This window comes from Nitrospirillum karajorum, from assembly GCF_036348415.1.
Taxonomy (GTDB): Bacteria; Pseudomonadota; Alphaproteobacteria; order Azospirillales; family Azospirillaceae; genus Nitrospirillum; species Nitrospirillum amazonense_B.
In genome coordinates this window covers 2,111,066-2,127,205 of the sequence record NZ_JAZBQB010000003.1, presented here as the reverse complement: position 1 = coordinate 2,127,205, position 16,140 = coordinate 2,111,066, and the positions used below count along the sequence as shown (strand labels likewise).

Genomic DNA, 16,140 nt, shown 5'->3' with positions numbered 1-16,140 from the left:
AGTTCATAGTGCCATAAAATCAAACTTGCACAAGCGCCATCTCCCCTACTCCGCCGCGTCGCCGATCCCCTTGGCCGCATCGAACTGCAGCGCCGCCAGCCGGGCGTAGAGGCCGCCTTGACGGATCAGCTCCTCATGGCGGCCGCTGGCGACGATCTTTCCCTTGTCCAGGACGATGATGCGGTCGGCGTTCAGCACGGTGGCCAGGCGATGGGCGATGATGAGGGTGGTGCGGTCCTTCATTAGGTTTTCCAGGGCCAGTTGCACCCCCCGCTCACTCTCCGCGTCCAAGGCGGAGGTCGCCTCGTCCAGCAGCAGGATCTTCGGGTTGCGCAGGATGGCGCGGGCGATGGCGATGCGCTGGCGCTGGCCGCCGGAGAGGCGCACGCCCTTCTCCCCCAGATAGGTGCCCAAGCCGTCGGGCAGGGCCTCCAGGAAGTCCAGCGCGTGCGCGGCGCGGGCGGCGGCGCGCACCTCGTCATCCGTGGCGTCGGGCCGGCCATAGCGGATGTTCTCCCACGCGTTGGTGGAGAAGATCACCGCCTCCTGCGGGACGATGCCCAAGCGGGCGCGCACGTCCCCGGGAGTGGCCGTGCGCACGTCCACGCCATCCACCAGCACGCGGCCATCCTGCGGGTCGTAGAAGCGCAACAGCAGTTGGAACAGGGTGGTCTTGCCGGCACCGCTGGGGCCGACGATCGCCACCGTCTCGCCCGGCGCCACCGTCAGGTCCAGGCCCTCCAGCGCGGCGTAATCGGGCCGCGCTGGGTAGTGGAAGCGCACGCCCTCGAACGCAACGGTGCCGATGGCTGGGGTGGGCAGCGCCACCGGATTGGCCGGGGCCACGATGTCGGACTTGGTGTCCAGCAGGTCCACCAGCCGCTCCATGGCGCCGGCGGCACGCTGCAACTCACCCGTGACCTCCGAGATGGCGCCGACGGCGCCAGCCACCAGCACGGAATAGAAGATGAAGGCGGAGAGTTGGCCGGCGGAGATGCGGCCGGCCAGCACGTCGTGCCCACCGATCCACAGGATGACACCGATGGCCCCCATGACCAGGGAGATGATGATCATGGCCATCAATGCCCGCACACGGATTCGGCGCACGGCGGTGGTGAAGGCGTCCTCCACCCGGCTGCCGAAGCGCGCCGTCTCGATGGCTTCATGCCCGAAAGCCTGGACGATGCGAATGCCGCCCAGCGTCTCATCCACCTGGGCGCCCACATCGGCCACGCGGTCCTGGCTGTCCTTGCTGAGCTTACGCAGCGACCGGCCCAGGATGACGATGGGCAGCACCACCAGGGGCACGACGATCAGCACCAGCGCCGTCAGCTTGGCGCTGGTGATGGCCAGCATGACCAGCCCGCCCAACAGCATCAGGGAGTTGCGCAAGGCGATGGAGATGGTGGAGCCCACCACCGTCTGCAACAGCGTCGTGTCCGTGGTCAGGCGGGACAGCACCTCACCCGTGCGGGTCGATTCGAAGAATCCGGGCGACAAGGTCACCAGATGGTCGAAAACCGCGCGGCGGATGTCGGCAACCACCCGTTCCCCCACCCAGGAAACCAGGGAGAAGCGCACATAGGTAGATCCCGCCAGCACCAGGATGACGCCCAGCATGACCAGCAGCGCATGGTCCAGCAGGTGCGGATTGCTGGTGACGAAGCCCTGGTCCACCACCGCCTGGAGGCCGCGGCCCATGCCGATGGTGGTGGCCGCCGCCAGCAGCAGGGCGACGCCCGCCCCCACCGAGTGCCAAACGTAAGGCCGAACAAAGGGCAGCAGAAAGGCCAGGGGGCGCAACGACTTGCGGGCGGGCGGGGTGGACGGGCTGGCGTCGGTCACCGGCGATATTCCCAATCTGTATCAAGCGGCATGCGCGGTCGCCCCCATCATTCAACGGTCCTGAACAATCAGCTTGGCCCCGCGCGCGTGATGGCTTAGGTAATGCCTGGACGGCCGTGGGGCAACCACCGCCAGACCGTTCCTCAACCACCCTGTGGCACAGCCATGCGTGGCTGTGGCGCCTGCGCGCGCAAGAAGCGCGTGATCGGGTGTTGATCCCGGGGACGGTTTTGGCTATAAGCCCGGCTTCGCATTTCGAGATTTTTGTTTTGGGACTTGGGCGATCATGAAAGCTGACATTCACCCGGACTACCATGAGATCACCGTCGTCATGACCGACGGCACCTCGTTCAAGACCCGGAGCACCATGGGCAAGGCCGGCGACACGCTGCGCCTGGACATCGACCCGAAGTCGCATCCGGCGTGGACGGGCGTGCAGAAGCTGGTCGACACTGGCGGCCAGATCGCCAAGTTCAACCGCCGCTTCTCGGGCCTGGGCCTGAAGTAAGCCGCGGGCGGCCACGCCGCACGCCGCTCACGCTTTCAAAAAAGAGCGTCCCATCCGGGGCGCTCTTTTTTGCTGCCTGATACCAGGCGCCAAGCCCCGCCCCGGTCGATCAAGGGCGCCCAAGGACCGACCGCAGGTTCCCGGAGATGTCGGGGGGAGGTGTCGGGGCAGGATATTTCGGGGCGACCGAAGGCACAGATACGGCTGCCGCCATCTGGGGAAGGCGTCAAGCCACGCTGCGCCGGTATTGGTCTTCCAGGCGCTCCGCCCGCATATAGAGGCTATGGCTGCGTTGCAGCAATGAGCGCAAGCCGGCGGGCAACTCGCCATTGTCGGGGCCCGAGGGATCGCTGCAGATGGCGCCGCCGGACAGCGCGAACTGATCGCCCAGCACCTGATCGGCCGTCAGCTCGTGGGCATGCACCGCCTTGAGGGCCAGCAGCCAAGCCATCACCTGGGTCAGGCGGCTGGTGACGCGCAGCGATTCGTAGCTGATCTGCAGTCGAACCTGGGGGGGCAGGCCCCGCTGGTCCTTGGCTTCCTGAAAGGCGACGTAGTTGCGCGCCTCAACCAAGAGGGCCATCGTCTCCTCGTACGTCCGATCAAAAAAGGCATTGGACTCGAGCAACGACGTCCCTTTCTCCGGGCTGGTCCTGGATACCGCATGGGGGGTTCCCACCGGCGTAACCCGGGCACGGACGTTGACTGTAGGGCCGAATTGACCCGCCCCGCAATATACGCCGGCCCATGATCACCTTCTGGTCACAGGAGGTGTGAATACAGAGTGCCGCGAAAGGCTTAAATCTTTGGAAATAGGGGCGGGGTTTTTAATCAAATCCCACGTGGGCACGGGGCCGGCGGCACCCCTATTGAAATCCGGCGCGGGCGTTCACAGATGAAAGATCGTCGGCGGGAATGCCCTGGAGGGGTTCCTGGAGCCGGCATGAAACCCCACCCACCGGGACGGCCAGGATGGCGCCCAGGGGCCGGGGTGATCGCTCTACCGGAGGATTATCATGCGCAGTTACGACCTGTCCCCGCTGTTCCGTTCCACCGTCGGTTTCGACCGCCTGACCCGCCTCATGGAGTCGGCGCTAAAGACCGAGGACCAGGGCAACGCCTATCCGCCCTACAACATCGAAAAGCGGGGCGATGACGACTATCGCATCACCATGGCGGTCGCCGGCTTCGGTCAGGAAGAGATCGACATCGTGACGCAGGAGAACGCGCTGACGGTGATCGGCAAGTCCCGCAAGGACGAGTCGTCCGCCCAGCAGGCGCACTACCTGCACCGGGGCATCGCCGGCCGCGCCTTCGAGCGCCGCTTCCAGTTGGCGGAGCATATCCGGGTGACCGGTGCCACGCTGGAAAACGGCCTGCTGCACATCGACCTGGTGCGGGAGGTGCCGGAGACGGCCAAGCCGCGCCATATTCCTATCACCAACCTCAGCCAGACGACGACCGCGCTGCCCACCGGCCAGGTCGCCAATTAAAGCGGAGGGTAAGTGACCAAAAGGGGCCGGGCGGATGACGCCTGGCCCCACCCATCGGTGCCAAGCAGACGCCAAAAATGGAAAGGGCCGCAGCATTTGCGCTGCGGCCTCTTTCACACTCCCAGTGGCGCCGTTTTTCCGGCTGCCGATTTTGCCCGCCCGTTCAACCCGTACCAAACTTCGAAACGGACGGTATGCAGGGCACGCGGGCCAGTCAACCCACTTTGGCAACAAAGACCGCAGATCAGTCAACGCACCGTCACAATTTTGCCACATCGAGGGTAACCCGAAGCGGCAGATCGGCGCGGCTATTCCATTGTTTTTCCTATCTTTTCCGCCCAAATCCAGCTTCGGAAAGGGCGTGTCCAATCTCCTCCAAAATCGCCGGGTCGTCGATGGTGGCCGGCATGGCCCACGCCTCCTGATCCGCGATCTTCTGCATGGTCGCCCGTAGGATTTTGCCGGACCGCGTCTTGGGCAGGCGGTCCACCACCAGGGCTTGGCGGAAGGCGGCGACGGGCCCGATGATTTCGCGCACCCGCTGGACCACCTCAGCCACGATGGTGTCATGCGACCGTGTGACCCCGGCCTTCAGCACCAGGAAGCCCAAGGGCAACTGCCCCTTCAGGGTGTCATGCACGCCGATGACGGCGCATTCCGCCACGTCGGGATGGCCCGCCAGCACCTCTTCCATGGCGCCGGTGGACAGGCGGTGGCCGGCGACGTTGATGATGTCGTCGGTGCGGGCCATGATGAACAGGTAGCCGTCCTCGTCAATGTAGCCGGCATCGGACGTCTGGTAGAAGCCCGGGTATTCCGCCAGATAGCTGCGGATGAAGCGTTCCTCCGCGTTCCACAAGGTGGGCAGCGCCCCCGGCGGCAGCGGCAGGCGCATGGTGACCGCCCCCAGCGTGCCGGGCGGCACCTCATGCCCCTGGGCGTCCAGCACCCGCACATCCCATCCCGGCAGGGGCTTGCAGACGGAACCGTGCTTGACCGGCATCAGCCCCAACCCGACGGGATTGCCCGCCACCGGCCAGCCCGTTTCCGTCTGCCACCAATTGTCGATGACCGGCACCTTCAGATGGGTTTCGGCCCAGCGCAGGGTGTCGCTGTCCGACCGCTCGCCCGCCAGATAGAGCTGGCGGAAGTGGCTGAGGTCGAAATTCTTGAGCAGCAGCCCGTCCGGGTCCTCGCGCTTGATGGCGCGGAAGGCCGTGGGGGCGGTGAACAGCATGCTGACCTTATGCTGGCTGATCACCCGCCAATAGGCGCTGGCGTCCGGGGTGCCCACGGGCTTGCCCTCATACAGCACCGTGGTGGCGCCGTGCAGCAGCGGGGCATAGACGATGTAGCTGTGGCCCACCACCCAGCCGACGTCGCTGGCGGCCCAGAACACTTCCCCCGGCTTCAGGCCGTAGAAATGCTCCATGGTCCATTTCAGCGCCACGGCGTGGCCGCCATTGTCGCGCACCACGCCCTTGGGCTGGCCCGTGGTGCCGGAGGTGTACAGGATGTACAGCGGGTCGGTGGCGGCCACCGGCACGCAATCGTGCGGCGCAGCCTCCTCGATCTCCGCCCAGTCGATGTCGCGGCCCGGCACCAGCGGCGCGGCTTCCTGCGGCCGCTGCAGGATGATGCATCGGTCGGGCTTGTGCGCCGCCTGGTCGATGGCGCTGTCCAGCAAGGGCTTGTAGGGGATGATTCGGGCGCCCTCGATCCCGCAGGAGGCGGAGACGACGACCTTGGGCTTGGCGTCGTCCAGGCGCGTGGCCAGTTCGCGCGCGGCGAAACCACCGAACACCACGGAGTGGATGGCACCCAGCCGGGCGCAAGCCAGCATGGCGACGACCGCCTCGGCCACCATGGGCATGTAGAGGATGACGCGGTCGCCCTTCCCCACCCCCTGCGCCGCCAGCAGGCCGGCGAAGCGGGCCGTCAGGTCCAGCAATTGCCGGTAGCTGTAGGTCTCGACGGTGTTGGTGATGGGCCGGTCATGGATCAACGCCACCTGATCGCCCCGGCCCGCCGCCACATGGCGGTCCAACGCGTTCCAACAGGTGTTCAACTGGCCGCCGGTGAACCAGCGGAACAGGGGAGCCCGGCTGTCGTCCAGCACCTGATCCCAAGGGCGGATCCAATCGATGGCCTGCGCCGCCTCCGCCCAGAAACCCTCGGGGTCGTCCAGGGACCAGTTGTATAGTTCCGCGTAGCGTCCGCTCATCCGCGCATCCCCCCTTGGACCCGCCGCACGGGTCCCTTTCTTGCTTGATGCCCTGATCGTCGCAGGCCAACGGGAAGGCAGCCTTGAGGCAGATCAACGGCGTCCGACCATCCTACCGAGTCGTCCGCCGCCGCCAAGCCTGAACCGCCTGTCCCACCCGTCAGGACAGGGCTAGACCGATTCAGGCGCCGGGGCGCACGCACCCGCCATAGACACCGGCACAAAAGGGGAAAAGAAGGCCGGGCTCGCCTGACCGCCGCTCAGATGATGGCGCGACCGGCGGCGAAACTGCTTTCGCGCCCCACCTGGTCGTAACAGCGGGCCAGCCAATCATCCGCCGCGGCGCGGCCCATGTCGCGCAACTCCGTCAGGAAGCCCCAGTCGGCGTTCAGCTTGCTGGAGACGCCCAGGTCCGCCATGCCCGTGCCCGGTTCCACCAGGTGCAGGAACACGGGGCGCACGCCGGCCTCCGCCGGGTCGATACCGTGGTCGGCGCACAGGCGGTTCACCAGTTCCAGCGACTTCAGTTCCCGCAGCAGGGTGGCGTTGAAGCCGATCTCGCTCATGCGGTCAACGATGGCGCTGGGCGCCGTGGGCACGGTGGGCCGCTGCAGCGGCGTCACCTGGACCACCAGGATGTCGGTGGCGCGGCAGTCGTGCAGCAGGGGGTGGAGCGTGGGGTTGCCCATGTAGCCCCCGTCCCAATACGGCTCACCCTCGATTTCCACCGCCTGGAACAGGATGGGCACGCAGGCGGAAGCCAGCAGGGCGTCCATCGACAGATCCTGGCCCTTGAACACCCGCAATTGCCCGCGGTTGACGTTGGTGGCGCTGACGAACAGGCGCACGGTCTCCGACCGGCGCAGCACGTCGAAGTCGATCAGCCCCTCCAGCACGTCCCGCATGGGATTCAGGCCCAGCGGATTGAACTGGTAGGGCGACATCATGCGCACCATGAGATCCAGCCCGGCATAGACCGGAGAATGGTCCAGGTTGCGGCGGGCCCCGCCCGTCATCCAATCCAGCCAGGTGGGTTGCAGCGGGCCGGTGGCCGAACTTTTGGCCATGCGCCGCCAGAGGCGGTGCAGCAGGCCCCGCGCCTCCTCCGCCCCGCCGGTCAGCAGGCCATAGGCCAGCAGGGCACCGTTGACGGCCCCGGCGCTGGTACCGCTGATGCCCTCCACATCCAGGCGGCCATCTTCTAGAAGGCGATCCAGCACGCCCCAGGTGAAGGCGCCGTGGGAGCCACCGCCCTGCAGCGCCAGATTGACGGTGCGCCGGGCCGGGGCCGATGCCCCCGGGGTCGCCGCCGGCGCCGGGGACACCGGTGTCGTCCGCCGCCGCCGTCCCTTGACCGCACCACCCGCAGAACCGTCCATACCGTCCGAACCCTCGAAGAAAAGCGCCATCGCGGTGAAAGCGAATCACAGAATTCGCCGGCCCCGCAGGCACAACATGGTTAACAACCGCCGGGGCTTGTCGAAAAAGTCCAGCCCATTTCGCGGATAATTCATACCCCGCCCTGTCAAGCGGAACAAACCCGTCTTGAACAATGCTGATCCTGGGTTAAGGTTAGGTTAGTGACTTTGGATGCAGGGCGCGTACGAACCGCCATCTTCGATGGCCGCGCCCCTTCCAGGCATCATGACGAGGGGAAGACGACCGTGGGTGACGTGGTCAACCTGAACCGGTTTCGCAAGCAAAAAGCCAAGGAGGAACGGGCGGCCAAGGCGGCCGAGAATCGTGTCGTCCATGGCCGCACCAAGGCGGAACGCACGGCGGAGCAACAGCGCCAGGACCGGCAAACCGCCGACCTGGACGGTAAGCATCTGAACCCGGACGAGGAGCCGTAACCCGCGTCAGTTACCGCCCACCTCAGCGTGGGCGGTTCACATGCCCCATCTTGCGGCCGGGCCGCGCCTCCGCCTTGCCGTACAGGTGCAGGCGGGCACCCGGTTCGGCCAGCAGGGCATGCCACTGGTCCACGTCGTCGCCGATCAGGTTCTTCATCATGCAGGGGGCCAGGATGTCGGTGGCGCCCAAAGGCAGGCCACAGACGGCACGCACCAGCTGCTCGAACTGGCTGGTGGCGCAGAAATCCATGGTCCAGTGGCCGGAGTTGTGCGGCCGGGGCGCCATCTCGTTCACCAGCACCCGCCCGTCCGGCGTCACGAACATCTCCACCGCCAGCAGACCGACCACGCCCAGCGCCTCGGTCAGGGCCCGGGCGATGCGCGTGGCCTCTTCCGCCACGGCCGGGGTCACCGCCGCCGGAACCACGGTTTCATCCAGGATGCCCTTGGCATGGCGGTTTTCCACCACCGGAAACGCGGCCATGACGCCATCGGACCGGCGGGCGACGATGACGGAAACCTCGCAAGCGAACGTCACGAAGCCTTCCAGCACGGCGGCATCGGTGCGCAGCGATTCCCAGGCGGCGGCCAGGTCGCTGTCGGGGGCGAGGCGCACCTGGCCCTTGCCATCATAGCCCATGCGCGTGGACTTGAGGATGGAGGGGGTGCCCAGCTCGGCCACGGCGGCGCGCAGGGACTCGACATCGTTCACCGCGCGGAAGGGGGCGGTGCCGATGCCCAGGTTATTGGCAAAGGTCTTTTCCGCCACCCGGTCCTGGGCCACGGCCAGGACCGCCGAGCCGGGAACGGTGGGAACGCGGGCGGCCAGGAAATCGATGGTGGCGGTGGGGATGTTCTCCCACTCCAGCGTCACGACGTCGACCGAGCGCGCGAAAGCCTCCAGCGCCGCCCAATCGTCGAACGCGGCCAGGGTTTCCGTCGCCGCCACCTGGGCACAGGGACTGTCCTGATCCGGCCCGAAAACATGGACGCGATAGCCCAGGTTGGCCGCGGCCAGAGCCGTCATGCGGCCCAACTGGCCGTTGCCCAGCATGCCGATGGTCGAACCGGGGGGCACGACGGTAAGCGCGGTCTTGCTCATGCCTCGTCCTGCGGCTCCAGGGCCACACGCTCCGTCTGGGCGGCACGCCAGGCGTCCAGCGCGTCGGCCAGCCGCGTGTCGGACAAGGCCAGGACGGCGGCGGCCAGCAGGGCGGCGTTGATGGCGCCGGCCTTGCCAATGGCCAAGGTTCCCACGGGGATGCCGCCCGGCATCTGCGCGATGGACAACAGGCTGTCCATGCCCTTCAGCGCGTGGCTTTCCACCGGCACGCCGAACACGGGCAGCGGGGTCATGGCGGCCGCCATGCCCGGCAGATGGGCGGCACCGCCGGCACCGGCGACGATGACCTTCAGGCCACGGTCGCGGGCGGTGGTGGCGTAGTCGACCAGGCGATGGGGGGTACGGTGGGCGGAGACGATACGCGTCTCAAAGGGCACGCCCAGTTCTTCCAGGACGGCGGCACCGTGACGCATGGTCGCCCAGTCGGACTGGCTGCCCATGATGATACCGACTAGCGGCGCGCTTTCAGGCTTCTGGCTCACCGGTGATGCTCCCCCCGGGATAAAAGAAGCGCCGGATTATAGGAGCGGGCGGCAACCGCGCAAGTGCCGGCGCCGCATGCCCGCCACGCCCGGGTGGGGGCCATCCGGGGTGGGAGATGACATCAAGCGATGATGTCGGGCAGCAACTCGCTTTCCAGCCGGGCGATCAAGTCCTTCAGCAGCAACTTGCGCTTCTTCAGCCGCTGAATCTGCAACTGATCCACCGGGAACTGGCTTGTCAGCCGGGTGATGATGTCGTCGAGGTCACGATGCTCCACCCGAAGCGTCGCCAGCTTCTCCTTCAGGGTGTGTTGTTCAGTCATCCGTGCCTTTTAGCGTTCGCTGATCTCGATCATCGGGCGATCTATACCAGAAATCCGCAGGCAGGGGTGCTGCCTTTCGGCATGTCTTTCGGCGATTGCGGGCAGGTCCGGTTTTCCTCAAACTCAGGTCTCGACCGTCGTATCGGTCGCGCCCCCTGAACCTTTCCCTGATGATGAGCGACGGCATGAGCAACGGCAAGCGCATCGGCATCCTGACCAGCGGCGGCGATTGCGCCGGCCTGAACGCCGTCATCCGCGCCGTGGTCCACCGCGCCGTCACGACCTATAACTGGCAGGTCGTGGGCATTGAGGAAGGCACCCATGGCCTTCTGGACCGCCCGGTGCGCCACCGCGTGCTACTGCCCGCCGACGTGGACGGAACCATCCTGCGCCAGGGCGGCACCGTGCTGGGCACCACCAACAAGGGCGACCCCTTCGCCTATCCCATGCCGGACGGCAGCAAGAAGGACCGGTCGCAAGAGATCATCAGCGGCTGCCGCGAACTGGGCCTGGATGCCCTGATCGGCATAGGCGGCGACGGCAGCCTAGCCATCCTGCGCCGCCTGGCGCAGGAGGGAGGCCTGAATCTGGTCGGCATCCCCAAGACCATCGACAACGATCTGGGCCTGACCGAGGTGTCGGTGGGCTATGACACCGCCGTGGCCGTGGCGACGGAGGCGCTGGACCGCCTGCAGCCCACCGCCGCCAGCCATGCCCGCGTCATGGTGCTGGAGGTCATGGGCCGGGATGCCGGCCACATCGCGCTGGCGGCTGGCATCGCCGGCGGCGCCGACGTGATCCTGCTGCCGGAGATTCCGTGGACGGTGGAGGGGGTGGCCAACCGCATCCGCCAGATCCGGGCCCATGGCCGCAACTTCGCCCTGGTGGTGGTGTCGGAGGCGGCGACCCTGCCGGGCGGCGGCAAGGCGCGGCAGGAGTTCAGCGATGGGCAAAAGCGCTATGGCGGCATCGGCGGCTATATCGGCCACCTGATCGCGGAGGCGACCGGGGCGGAGACCCGCGTCACCGTGCTGGGCCATGTGCAGCGCGGCGGGTCCCCCAACCCCCGTGACCGGCTGATCGCCTCGGCCTTCGGCGTGCATGCCGTGGACCTGATCGCGCAAGGTCGGTACGACCGCATGGTGGCCTGGTCCAACCGCAAGGTCATCGACGTGCCCATCGCCGACGCCATCAAGGCCTACGCCGCGGTGGATGTGGACGGCACCCTGGTGCGCACCGCGCGCGGCCTGGGCATTTACGTGGGCGAACCCGTTGGCTGAAAATCGGGTGATCGAGGACACGGGTCTGGGGGAGCAGGCCCCTGCCCCGCTCTGGCCCTTCGCCCTCGAGATTTATGCGCGACCCGGCGTGGCCGCCCTGTGCCTGGAGGCCCAGGACAGGGCCGGCGCCGACGTGCCCCTTCTGTTGTGGGGGGCATGGGCCGCCGCCGGGGGGCGTGTCCTGACCGATGCGGACGTAAACGCCGCGCGGGCCCTGGCCGACCAATGGCGGGGACCCGTGATCACGCCCCTGCGCCAAGCTCGCCGGGCCCTGAAGAACTTAGCCGGCGGCGAGGCGCTGCGTCAGACGGTCAAGGCGGCGGAGCTGGAGGCCGAGCGGCTCTACCTGGCGGCCTTGGAGGCGCTGTCAGCGGGGTGGCCCGCGCCGCCGGGGCCCTGCCCCGTCCCTTGGGCGACGGCCCTGCGCGACAATCTGGCGCGGCTGCTGCCCCCGGACGCGGGGCCGGTTACAGAGCGGTTACACAAGGCGCTTTCCTGACGCCGCGACGGCTATGATATGGTCGCGACCGTCAAATCATTTCGCCCGACATCAAAATTTCAGGCGACGTCGATTTTGACCCCCATCTGGGTTCCAGGCCCGATGCCCGAGGGCAGCGGTATCGGCCGGCAGCGGGATCCTGATTGGGGCTTCCCGCCGGGGAACAACGACAACAACAGATGATGGGTCATCATGTCAGGGGTACGCAGCCTTTCCACATCGGCCGCCGTGGCCGCCTTGATCGCCGCCGCCGGCCTAGCCGGCTGCCACAGCACCGACACCAAGGCCCCGGCACCGCCGACGGCCGCGGCGCAACCGGCGCCGGACACCCCGGCCGCCCCGGCCTGCCGGTGGTGGATACCAGCGTCAGCCCGTGTGACAACTTCTTCCTTCACGCCTGCAGCGTCTGGAACAAGCGCAACCCCATCCCCGCCGACCAGTCGCGCTGGGGCACCTTCAACAAGCTGGCCGACGACAATCTGGCCCTGCTGCATGATGAGCTGGAAAAGCTGGCGGCCCGTTCGACCTCCGCAAATGCTTCCTACGAGGGGCAGCGCATCGCCGACTTCTACGCCGCCTGCATGGACGAGGCGGGCATCGAGTCCCGCGGCCTGGCGCCCTTGCAGCCGCTGCTGGCCCGCATCAACGGCCTGAAGAGCAAGAAGGCCCTGAGCGGCCTGTTGATCGACCTGCACATGGCCGGCGTCAACGCCTTCCACCGGGTCGGGCAGCAACAGGACTTCAAGGACGCGACCCAGGTCATCGCCGGCGTCTACCAGGGCGGCCTGGGCCTCCCCGACAAGCCCTATTATTTCAAGGATGACGACAAGTCCAAGCAGCAGCGCGCCGCCTACGTCGCCCATATCGGGAAGATGATGGCGCTGGCGGGCCTGCCGGACGCCGAGGCCAAGGCGCAGACGGTGATGCGCATCGAGACGCAGCTGGCCGACGCCTCGCTGGACCGCACGGCCATGCGCGAGCCGGAGAACCGTTACCATCTCAAGACCTTCGCCGAGTTGCAGGCCCTGGACCCGGCGATCAACTGGACGGCCTACATCCATGGCGCCGGCCTGAAGCCCCCGGCCACGCTGAATGTCAGCAATCCCGACTACATGAAGCGGGAGAGCAAGCTGATCCGGGAGCTGAGCCTGGCGGACATCAAGACCTACCTGACCTGGCGCACGCTGTCGGCCTATGCCGCCTGGCTGCCGGATGCCTTCGTCCAGGAGAACTTCGACTTCTATGACCGCACCTTGCGCGGCGCCCGGGAGATGAAGCCCCGGTGGAAGCGGTGCGTCGCCGCGACCGACGCGGCCCTGGGCGAGGATCTGGGCAAGTACTTCGTCGCCCGCGCCTTCGGGCCGGAGAAGAAGACCCGCATGCTGCAGATGGTGGCCGATATCCGCAAGGCGCTGGACGAGACCTTCCCCACCCTGACATGGATGAGCCCCGAGACCCAGGCCAAGGCCCATGCCAAGCTGGACGCCTTCACGGCCAAGATCGGCTATCCAGACAAATGGCGCGATTACAGCGCCCTGACCGTCAGCCGCGGCGACGCCCTGGGCAACGCCCTGCGGGCCGAGACCTTCGAGTTCCACTACGACATGGCCAAGATCGGCAAGCCGGTGGACAAAGGCGAGTGGTCCATGACCCCGCCGACGGTCAACGCCTACTATTCCTCCGCCCACAACGACATCAACTTCCCGGCCGGCATCCTGCAGCCGCCCTTCTTCAATGATGCCGCCGACGACGCCACCAACTACGGCGCCATCGGCGTGGTCATCGGCCATGAGATCACCCACGGCTTTGATGACCAGGGCCGCAAGTTCGACGGCAACGGCAACCTGAAGGACTGGTGGACGGCCGACGACGCGGAGAAGTTCAAGGCCCGCGCCCAGTGCCTGGTCGACCAGTACGGCAGCTATGTCGCCGACGGCGACGTGAAGGAGAACGGCAAGCTAAAGCTGGGCGAGAACACCGCCGACAACGGTGGCATCCGCGTGGCCTACCGCGCCTTGATGGAACGGCTGGGCGCCAGGAAGGACGAGAAGATCGGCGGCCTGACGGCGGCGCAACGCTTCTTCTATGGCTTCGCCCAGGTCTGGTGTGGCGAGGCGCGGCCGGAAACCCGGCGCCTGCAAGCGCAGACCGACCCGCATTCCCTGGGGGAATTCCGGGTGAACGGCACCCTCTCGAACATGAAGGAGTTCGCGGAGGCGTTCAATTGCAAGCCCACCGACAAGATGGTGGCCGGCGAGAAGGCCTGCCGCGTCTGGTGATGGGTATCTGACAGGGGCGCCGGCGCACACCGCCGGCGCCCCCTTCATTTCAAAGAACAGAGCGTTCAAAGAAACATAACGAAGGTGGAGCACCCCTTATGAGCAAACCGATCGCGGGGATTTTGAATCGCGCGGCCCCCATCGCCCTGGCCACCGCCCTGGTGGCGCTGCCGCTCGCCGCCAAGGCCGCGGACGCCCCCCAAAAGGCGTCCGCCACGGAGTCGGCGTTGCCCCAGGTCGACGACACCGTCGACCCCTGCCAGAACTTCTACCAGTACGCCTGCGGCCCGTGGATCAAGGCCAACCCCATCCCCAGCGATCAGTCCCGGTGGGGCAGCTTCAACGCCCTGCATGAGCGCAACCAACAAATCCTGAAGGCCGCGCTGGAGGACATCGTCGCCCACCCCAATGCCGACAACGAGCGCGTCGGCAACTTCTACGCCGCGTGCATGGACGAGGCCGGGGCCGACGCCAAGGGTGCCGCGCCCATCCAGCCGCTGCTGGACCAGGTCAAGGCGCTGCCGGGCAAGGAGCAGTTGCCGGCCCTGGTGGCGGCCCTGCACGCTGTGGGCGTGGACGTGTTCTTCGGCTTTGGCGCGCAGACCGACTTCGAGGACGCACGGCAGGATATCGCCGCGATCGACCAGGGCGGCCTGGGCCTTCCCAACCGCGATTACTACGTCCGCGAAGGCGCCAAGTTCGACGGCATCCGCCAAGCCTATGTCGAGCATGTGTCGCGCACCTTCCAGCTTCTGGGCGACGCCCCGGCGGCGGCCGATGCCAAGGCCAAGACGGTGATGCGCATCGAGACGGACCTGGCCAAGGCGTCGCTGAGCCTGGCCGACCGCAACGATCCGCAGAAGGTGAACAACAAGAAGCCGGTGGGCGCCCTGTCCACCCTGGCCCCCGGCTTCGCCTGGGGCGACTACTTCAAGGCCGCCGGCGCCCCCGCGTTCCAGACCCTGAACGTGACGGAGCCCGATTTCTTCAAGGCGTTGCAGACCATCCTGGCCGGCGCGTCGGTGGATGACGTCAAGACCTATCTGTCCTGGCACGTCGCCCACGCCTTCTCCAGCCGCCTGTCCAAGCCTTTCGTGGATGAGCGCTTCAGCTTCTATTCCAAGAAGCTGCGCGGCGTGGACCAGAACATGCCCCGCTGGAAGCGTTGCGTCATGGAGACGGACGACGCGCTGGGCGAGGACCTGGGCAAGTATTATGTGAAGACCGCCTTCGGCGCCGCGCAGAAGGCCAAGATGCTGACCATGGTGAAGAACCTGAAGGCGGCATACTCGGTCGATATCGACCAGCTGGACTGGATGAGCGCCGAAACCAAGAAGCGCGCGCATGAGAAGCTGGACGCCATCGCCGAAAAGATCGGCTATCCCGACAAGTGGCGCGACTATTCCTCGGTCGTGACCAAGAAGGACGACTTCGTGGGCAACGTGGAACGCGCCGCAACGTTCGAGACCAAGCGCCAGCTGAACAAGATCGGCAAGCCCCACGACCGGTCGGAATGGCAGATGAGCCCGCCGACCGTGAACGCCTATTACGACCCGACCGAGAACGACATCAACTTCCCGGCCGGCATCCTGCAGCCGCCGTTCTATTTCGCGGACGCCGACGACGCCATCAACTACGGCGCCATCGGCGCGGTCATCGGCCATGAGATGACGCACGGCTTCGACGACCAGGGCCGCCAGTACGACAAGAACGGCAACCTGAAGGACTGGTGGACGCCCGAGGACGCCAAGAAGTTCGAGGCCCGCGCCCAGTGCGTGGTGGATGAGTATGACGGCTTCGTCGCCATCGACGACGTGCACCTGAACGGCAAGGCCACGCTGGGCGAGAACCTGGCCGACAACGGCGGCCACGCCATCGCGCTGAAGGCCCTGATGGCCACCCTGAAGGGCAAGGCCGCCAAGAAGGACGGGCGCTTCACCACCGAGCAGAAGTTCTTCCTGGGCTATGCCCAGGTGTGGTGCAGCAACCAGCGGGACGACGCCAAGCGCGACCAGGCGATCACCGACGTCCATTCCCTGTCGGAGTACCGGGTGAACGGCGTCGTCTCCAACAATCCAGAGTTCGCCAAGGCGTTCAACTGCAAGGCCGACGCCCCCATGAACCGGGGTGCCAAGGCCTGCAAGGTCTGGTAAGACGCCGCGATTCGGCGGCCCCTCCGCAAGGGGGGCCGCCAGCGATTCGGACCCGGACCAAACCGTCAAAGCCCCGCC

14 protein-coding genes are annotated in these 16,140 nt (G+C 66.8%); 7 read left to right on the top strand and 7 right to left on the bottom strand.

Annotation, left to right across the window (positions count from 1 at the left end):
* Nucleotides 1-45 precede the first annotated feature (45 nt).
* Nucleotides 46-1,845, bottom strand: a complete 1,800-nt coding sequence (locus UCD39_RS23585; protein WP_330498129.1) for an ABC transporter transmembrane domain-containing protein — start codon at nt 1,843-1,845, stop codon at nt 46-48.
* A gap of 286 nt (nt 1,846-2,131) precedes the next feature.
* On the opposite strand from UCD39_RS23585, the gene rpmE reads away from it, so the two are divergent.
* Nucleotides 2,132-2,353, top strand: coding sequence for a 50S ribosomal protein L31 (rpmE, locus tag UCD39_RS23580; RefSeq protein WP_040848326.1), 222 nt, complete (start codon nt 2,132-2,134; stop codon nt 2,351-2,353).
* Nucleotides 2,354-2,579: 226 nt separating this feature from the next.
* On the opposite strand, the gene UCD39_RS23575 is transcribed toward rpmE, so the two are convergent.
* On the bottom strand, nt 2,580-3,032 hold the full coding sequence (locus UCD39_RS23575; protein WP_276509081.1) for a DUF1465 family protein: 453 nt from the start codon (nt 3,030-3,032) through the stop codon (nt 2,580-2,582).
* 337 nt (nt 3,033-3,369) lie between these two features.
* Between UCD39_RS23575 and UCD39_RS23570 the strand changes: the two genes are divergently transcribed.
* Complete coding sequence (locus tag UCD39_RS23570) at nt 3,370-3,846, top strand: Hsp20 family protein (RefSeq protein ID WP_330498128.1); 477 nt, start codon at nt 3,370-3,372, stop codon at nt 3,844-3,846.
* 325 nt (nt 3,847-4,171) lie between these two features.
* On the opposite strand, the gene UCD39_RS23565 is transcribed toward UCD39_RS23570, so the two are convergent.
* Complete coding sequence (locus UCD39_RS23565) at nt 4,172-6,070, bottom strand: propionyl-CoA synthetase (RefSeq protein ID WP_330498127.1); 1,899 nt, start codon at nt 6,068-6,070, stop codon at nt 4,172-4,174.
* 260 nt (nt 6,071-6,330) lie between these two features.
* The gene (locus UCD39_RS23560) at nt 6,331-7,449 is read right to left on the bottom strand and encodes a patatin-like phospholipase family protein (protein WP_330498126.1); all 1,119 of its coding nucleotides are present in this window, start codon (nt 7,447-7,449) and stop codon (nt 6,331-6,333) included.
* 285 nt (nt 7,450-7,734) lie between these two features.
* On the opposite strand from UCD39_RS23560, the gene UCD39_RS23555 reads away from it, so the two are divergent.
* Nucleotides 7,735-7,923 (top strand): DUF4169 family protein, encoded by a 189-nt coding sequence (locus UCD39_RS23555; protein ID WP_330498125.1) that lies wholly within the window; start codon nt 7,735-7,737, stop codon nt 7,921-7,923.
* Nucleotides 7,924-7,945: 22 nt separating this feature from the next.
* Here UCD39_RS23555 and UCD39_RS23550 read toward each other — a convergent pair whose 3' ends face one another.
* The 3 genes from UCD39_RS23550 to UCD39_RS23540 all read right to left on the bottom strand — a co-directional run bounded on the left by UCD39_RS23550 (nt 7,946) and on the right by UCD39_RS23540 (nt 9,851).
* Nucleotides 7,946-9,025: a 5-(carboxyamino)imidazole ribonucleotide synthase gene (locus UCD39_RS23550; RefSeq protein ID WP_330498124.1), complete on the bottom strand. Its 1,080-nt coding sequence runs from the start codon at nt 9,023-9,025 to the stop codon at nt 7,946-7,948.
* Entirely contained in the window at nt 9,022-9,486 is a 465-nt protein-coding gene (gene purE / locus UCD39_RS23545; protein ID WP_145729918.1) for a 5-(carboxyamino)imidazole ribonucleotide mutase, read from the bottom strand. Before purE ends, UCD39_RS23550 begins: the two co-directional genes overlap by 4 nt.
* Nucleotides 9,487-9,650: 164 nt before the next feature.
* The gene (locus UCD39_RS23540) at nt 9,651-9,851 is read right to left on the bottom strand and encodes a YdcH family protein (protein ID WP_145729585.1); all 201 of its coding nucleotides are present in this window, start codon (nt 9,849-9,851) and stop codon (nt 9,651-9,653) included.
* Nucleotides 9,852-10,036: 185 nt separating this feature from the next.
* On the opposite strand from UCD39_RS23540, the gene UCD39_RS23535 reads away from it, so the two are divergent.
* The 4 genes from UCD39_RS23535 to UCD39_RS23520 all read left to right on the top strand — a co-directional run bounded on the left by UCD39_RS23535 (nt 10,037) and on the right by UCD39_RS23520 (nt 16,062).
* Nucleotides 10,037-11,131 (top strand): ATP-dependent 6-phosphofructokinase, encoded by a 1,095-nt coding sequence (locus tag UCD39_RS23535; protein WP_330498123.1) that lies wholly within the window; start codon nt 10,037-10,039, stop codon nt 11,129-11,131.
* 7 nt (nt 11,132-11,138) lie between these two features.
* Nucleotides 11,139-11,630, top strand: coding sequence for a TIGR02444 family protein (locus UCD39_RS23530; RefSeq protein ID WP_330498122.1), 492 nt, complete (start codon nt 11,139-11,141; stop codon nt 11,628-11,630).
* Between the two features lie 179 nt (nt 11,631-11,809).
* Nucleotides 11,810-13,909 carry a M13 family metallopeptidase gene (locus UCD39_RS23525; RefSeq protein ID WP_330498121.1) on the top strand — a complete coding sequence of 700 codons (2,100 nt, stop codon included), beginning with the start codon at nt 11,810-11,812 and terminating at the stop codon, nt 13,907-13,909.
* Between the two features lie 98 nt (nt 13,910-14,007).
* Nucleotides 14,008-16,062, top strand: a complete 2,055-nt coding sequence (locus UCD39_RS23520; protein WP_330498120.1) for a M13 family metallopeptidase — start codon at nt 14,008-14,010, stop codon at nt 16,060-16,062.
* The last annotated feature ends 78 nt before the right edge of the window (nt 16,063-16,140 follow it).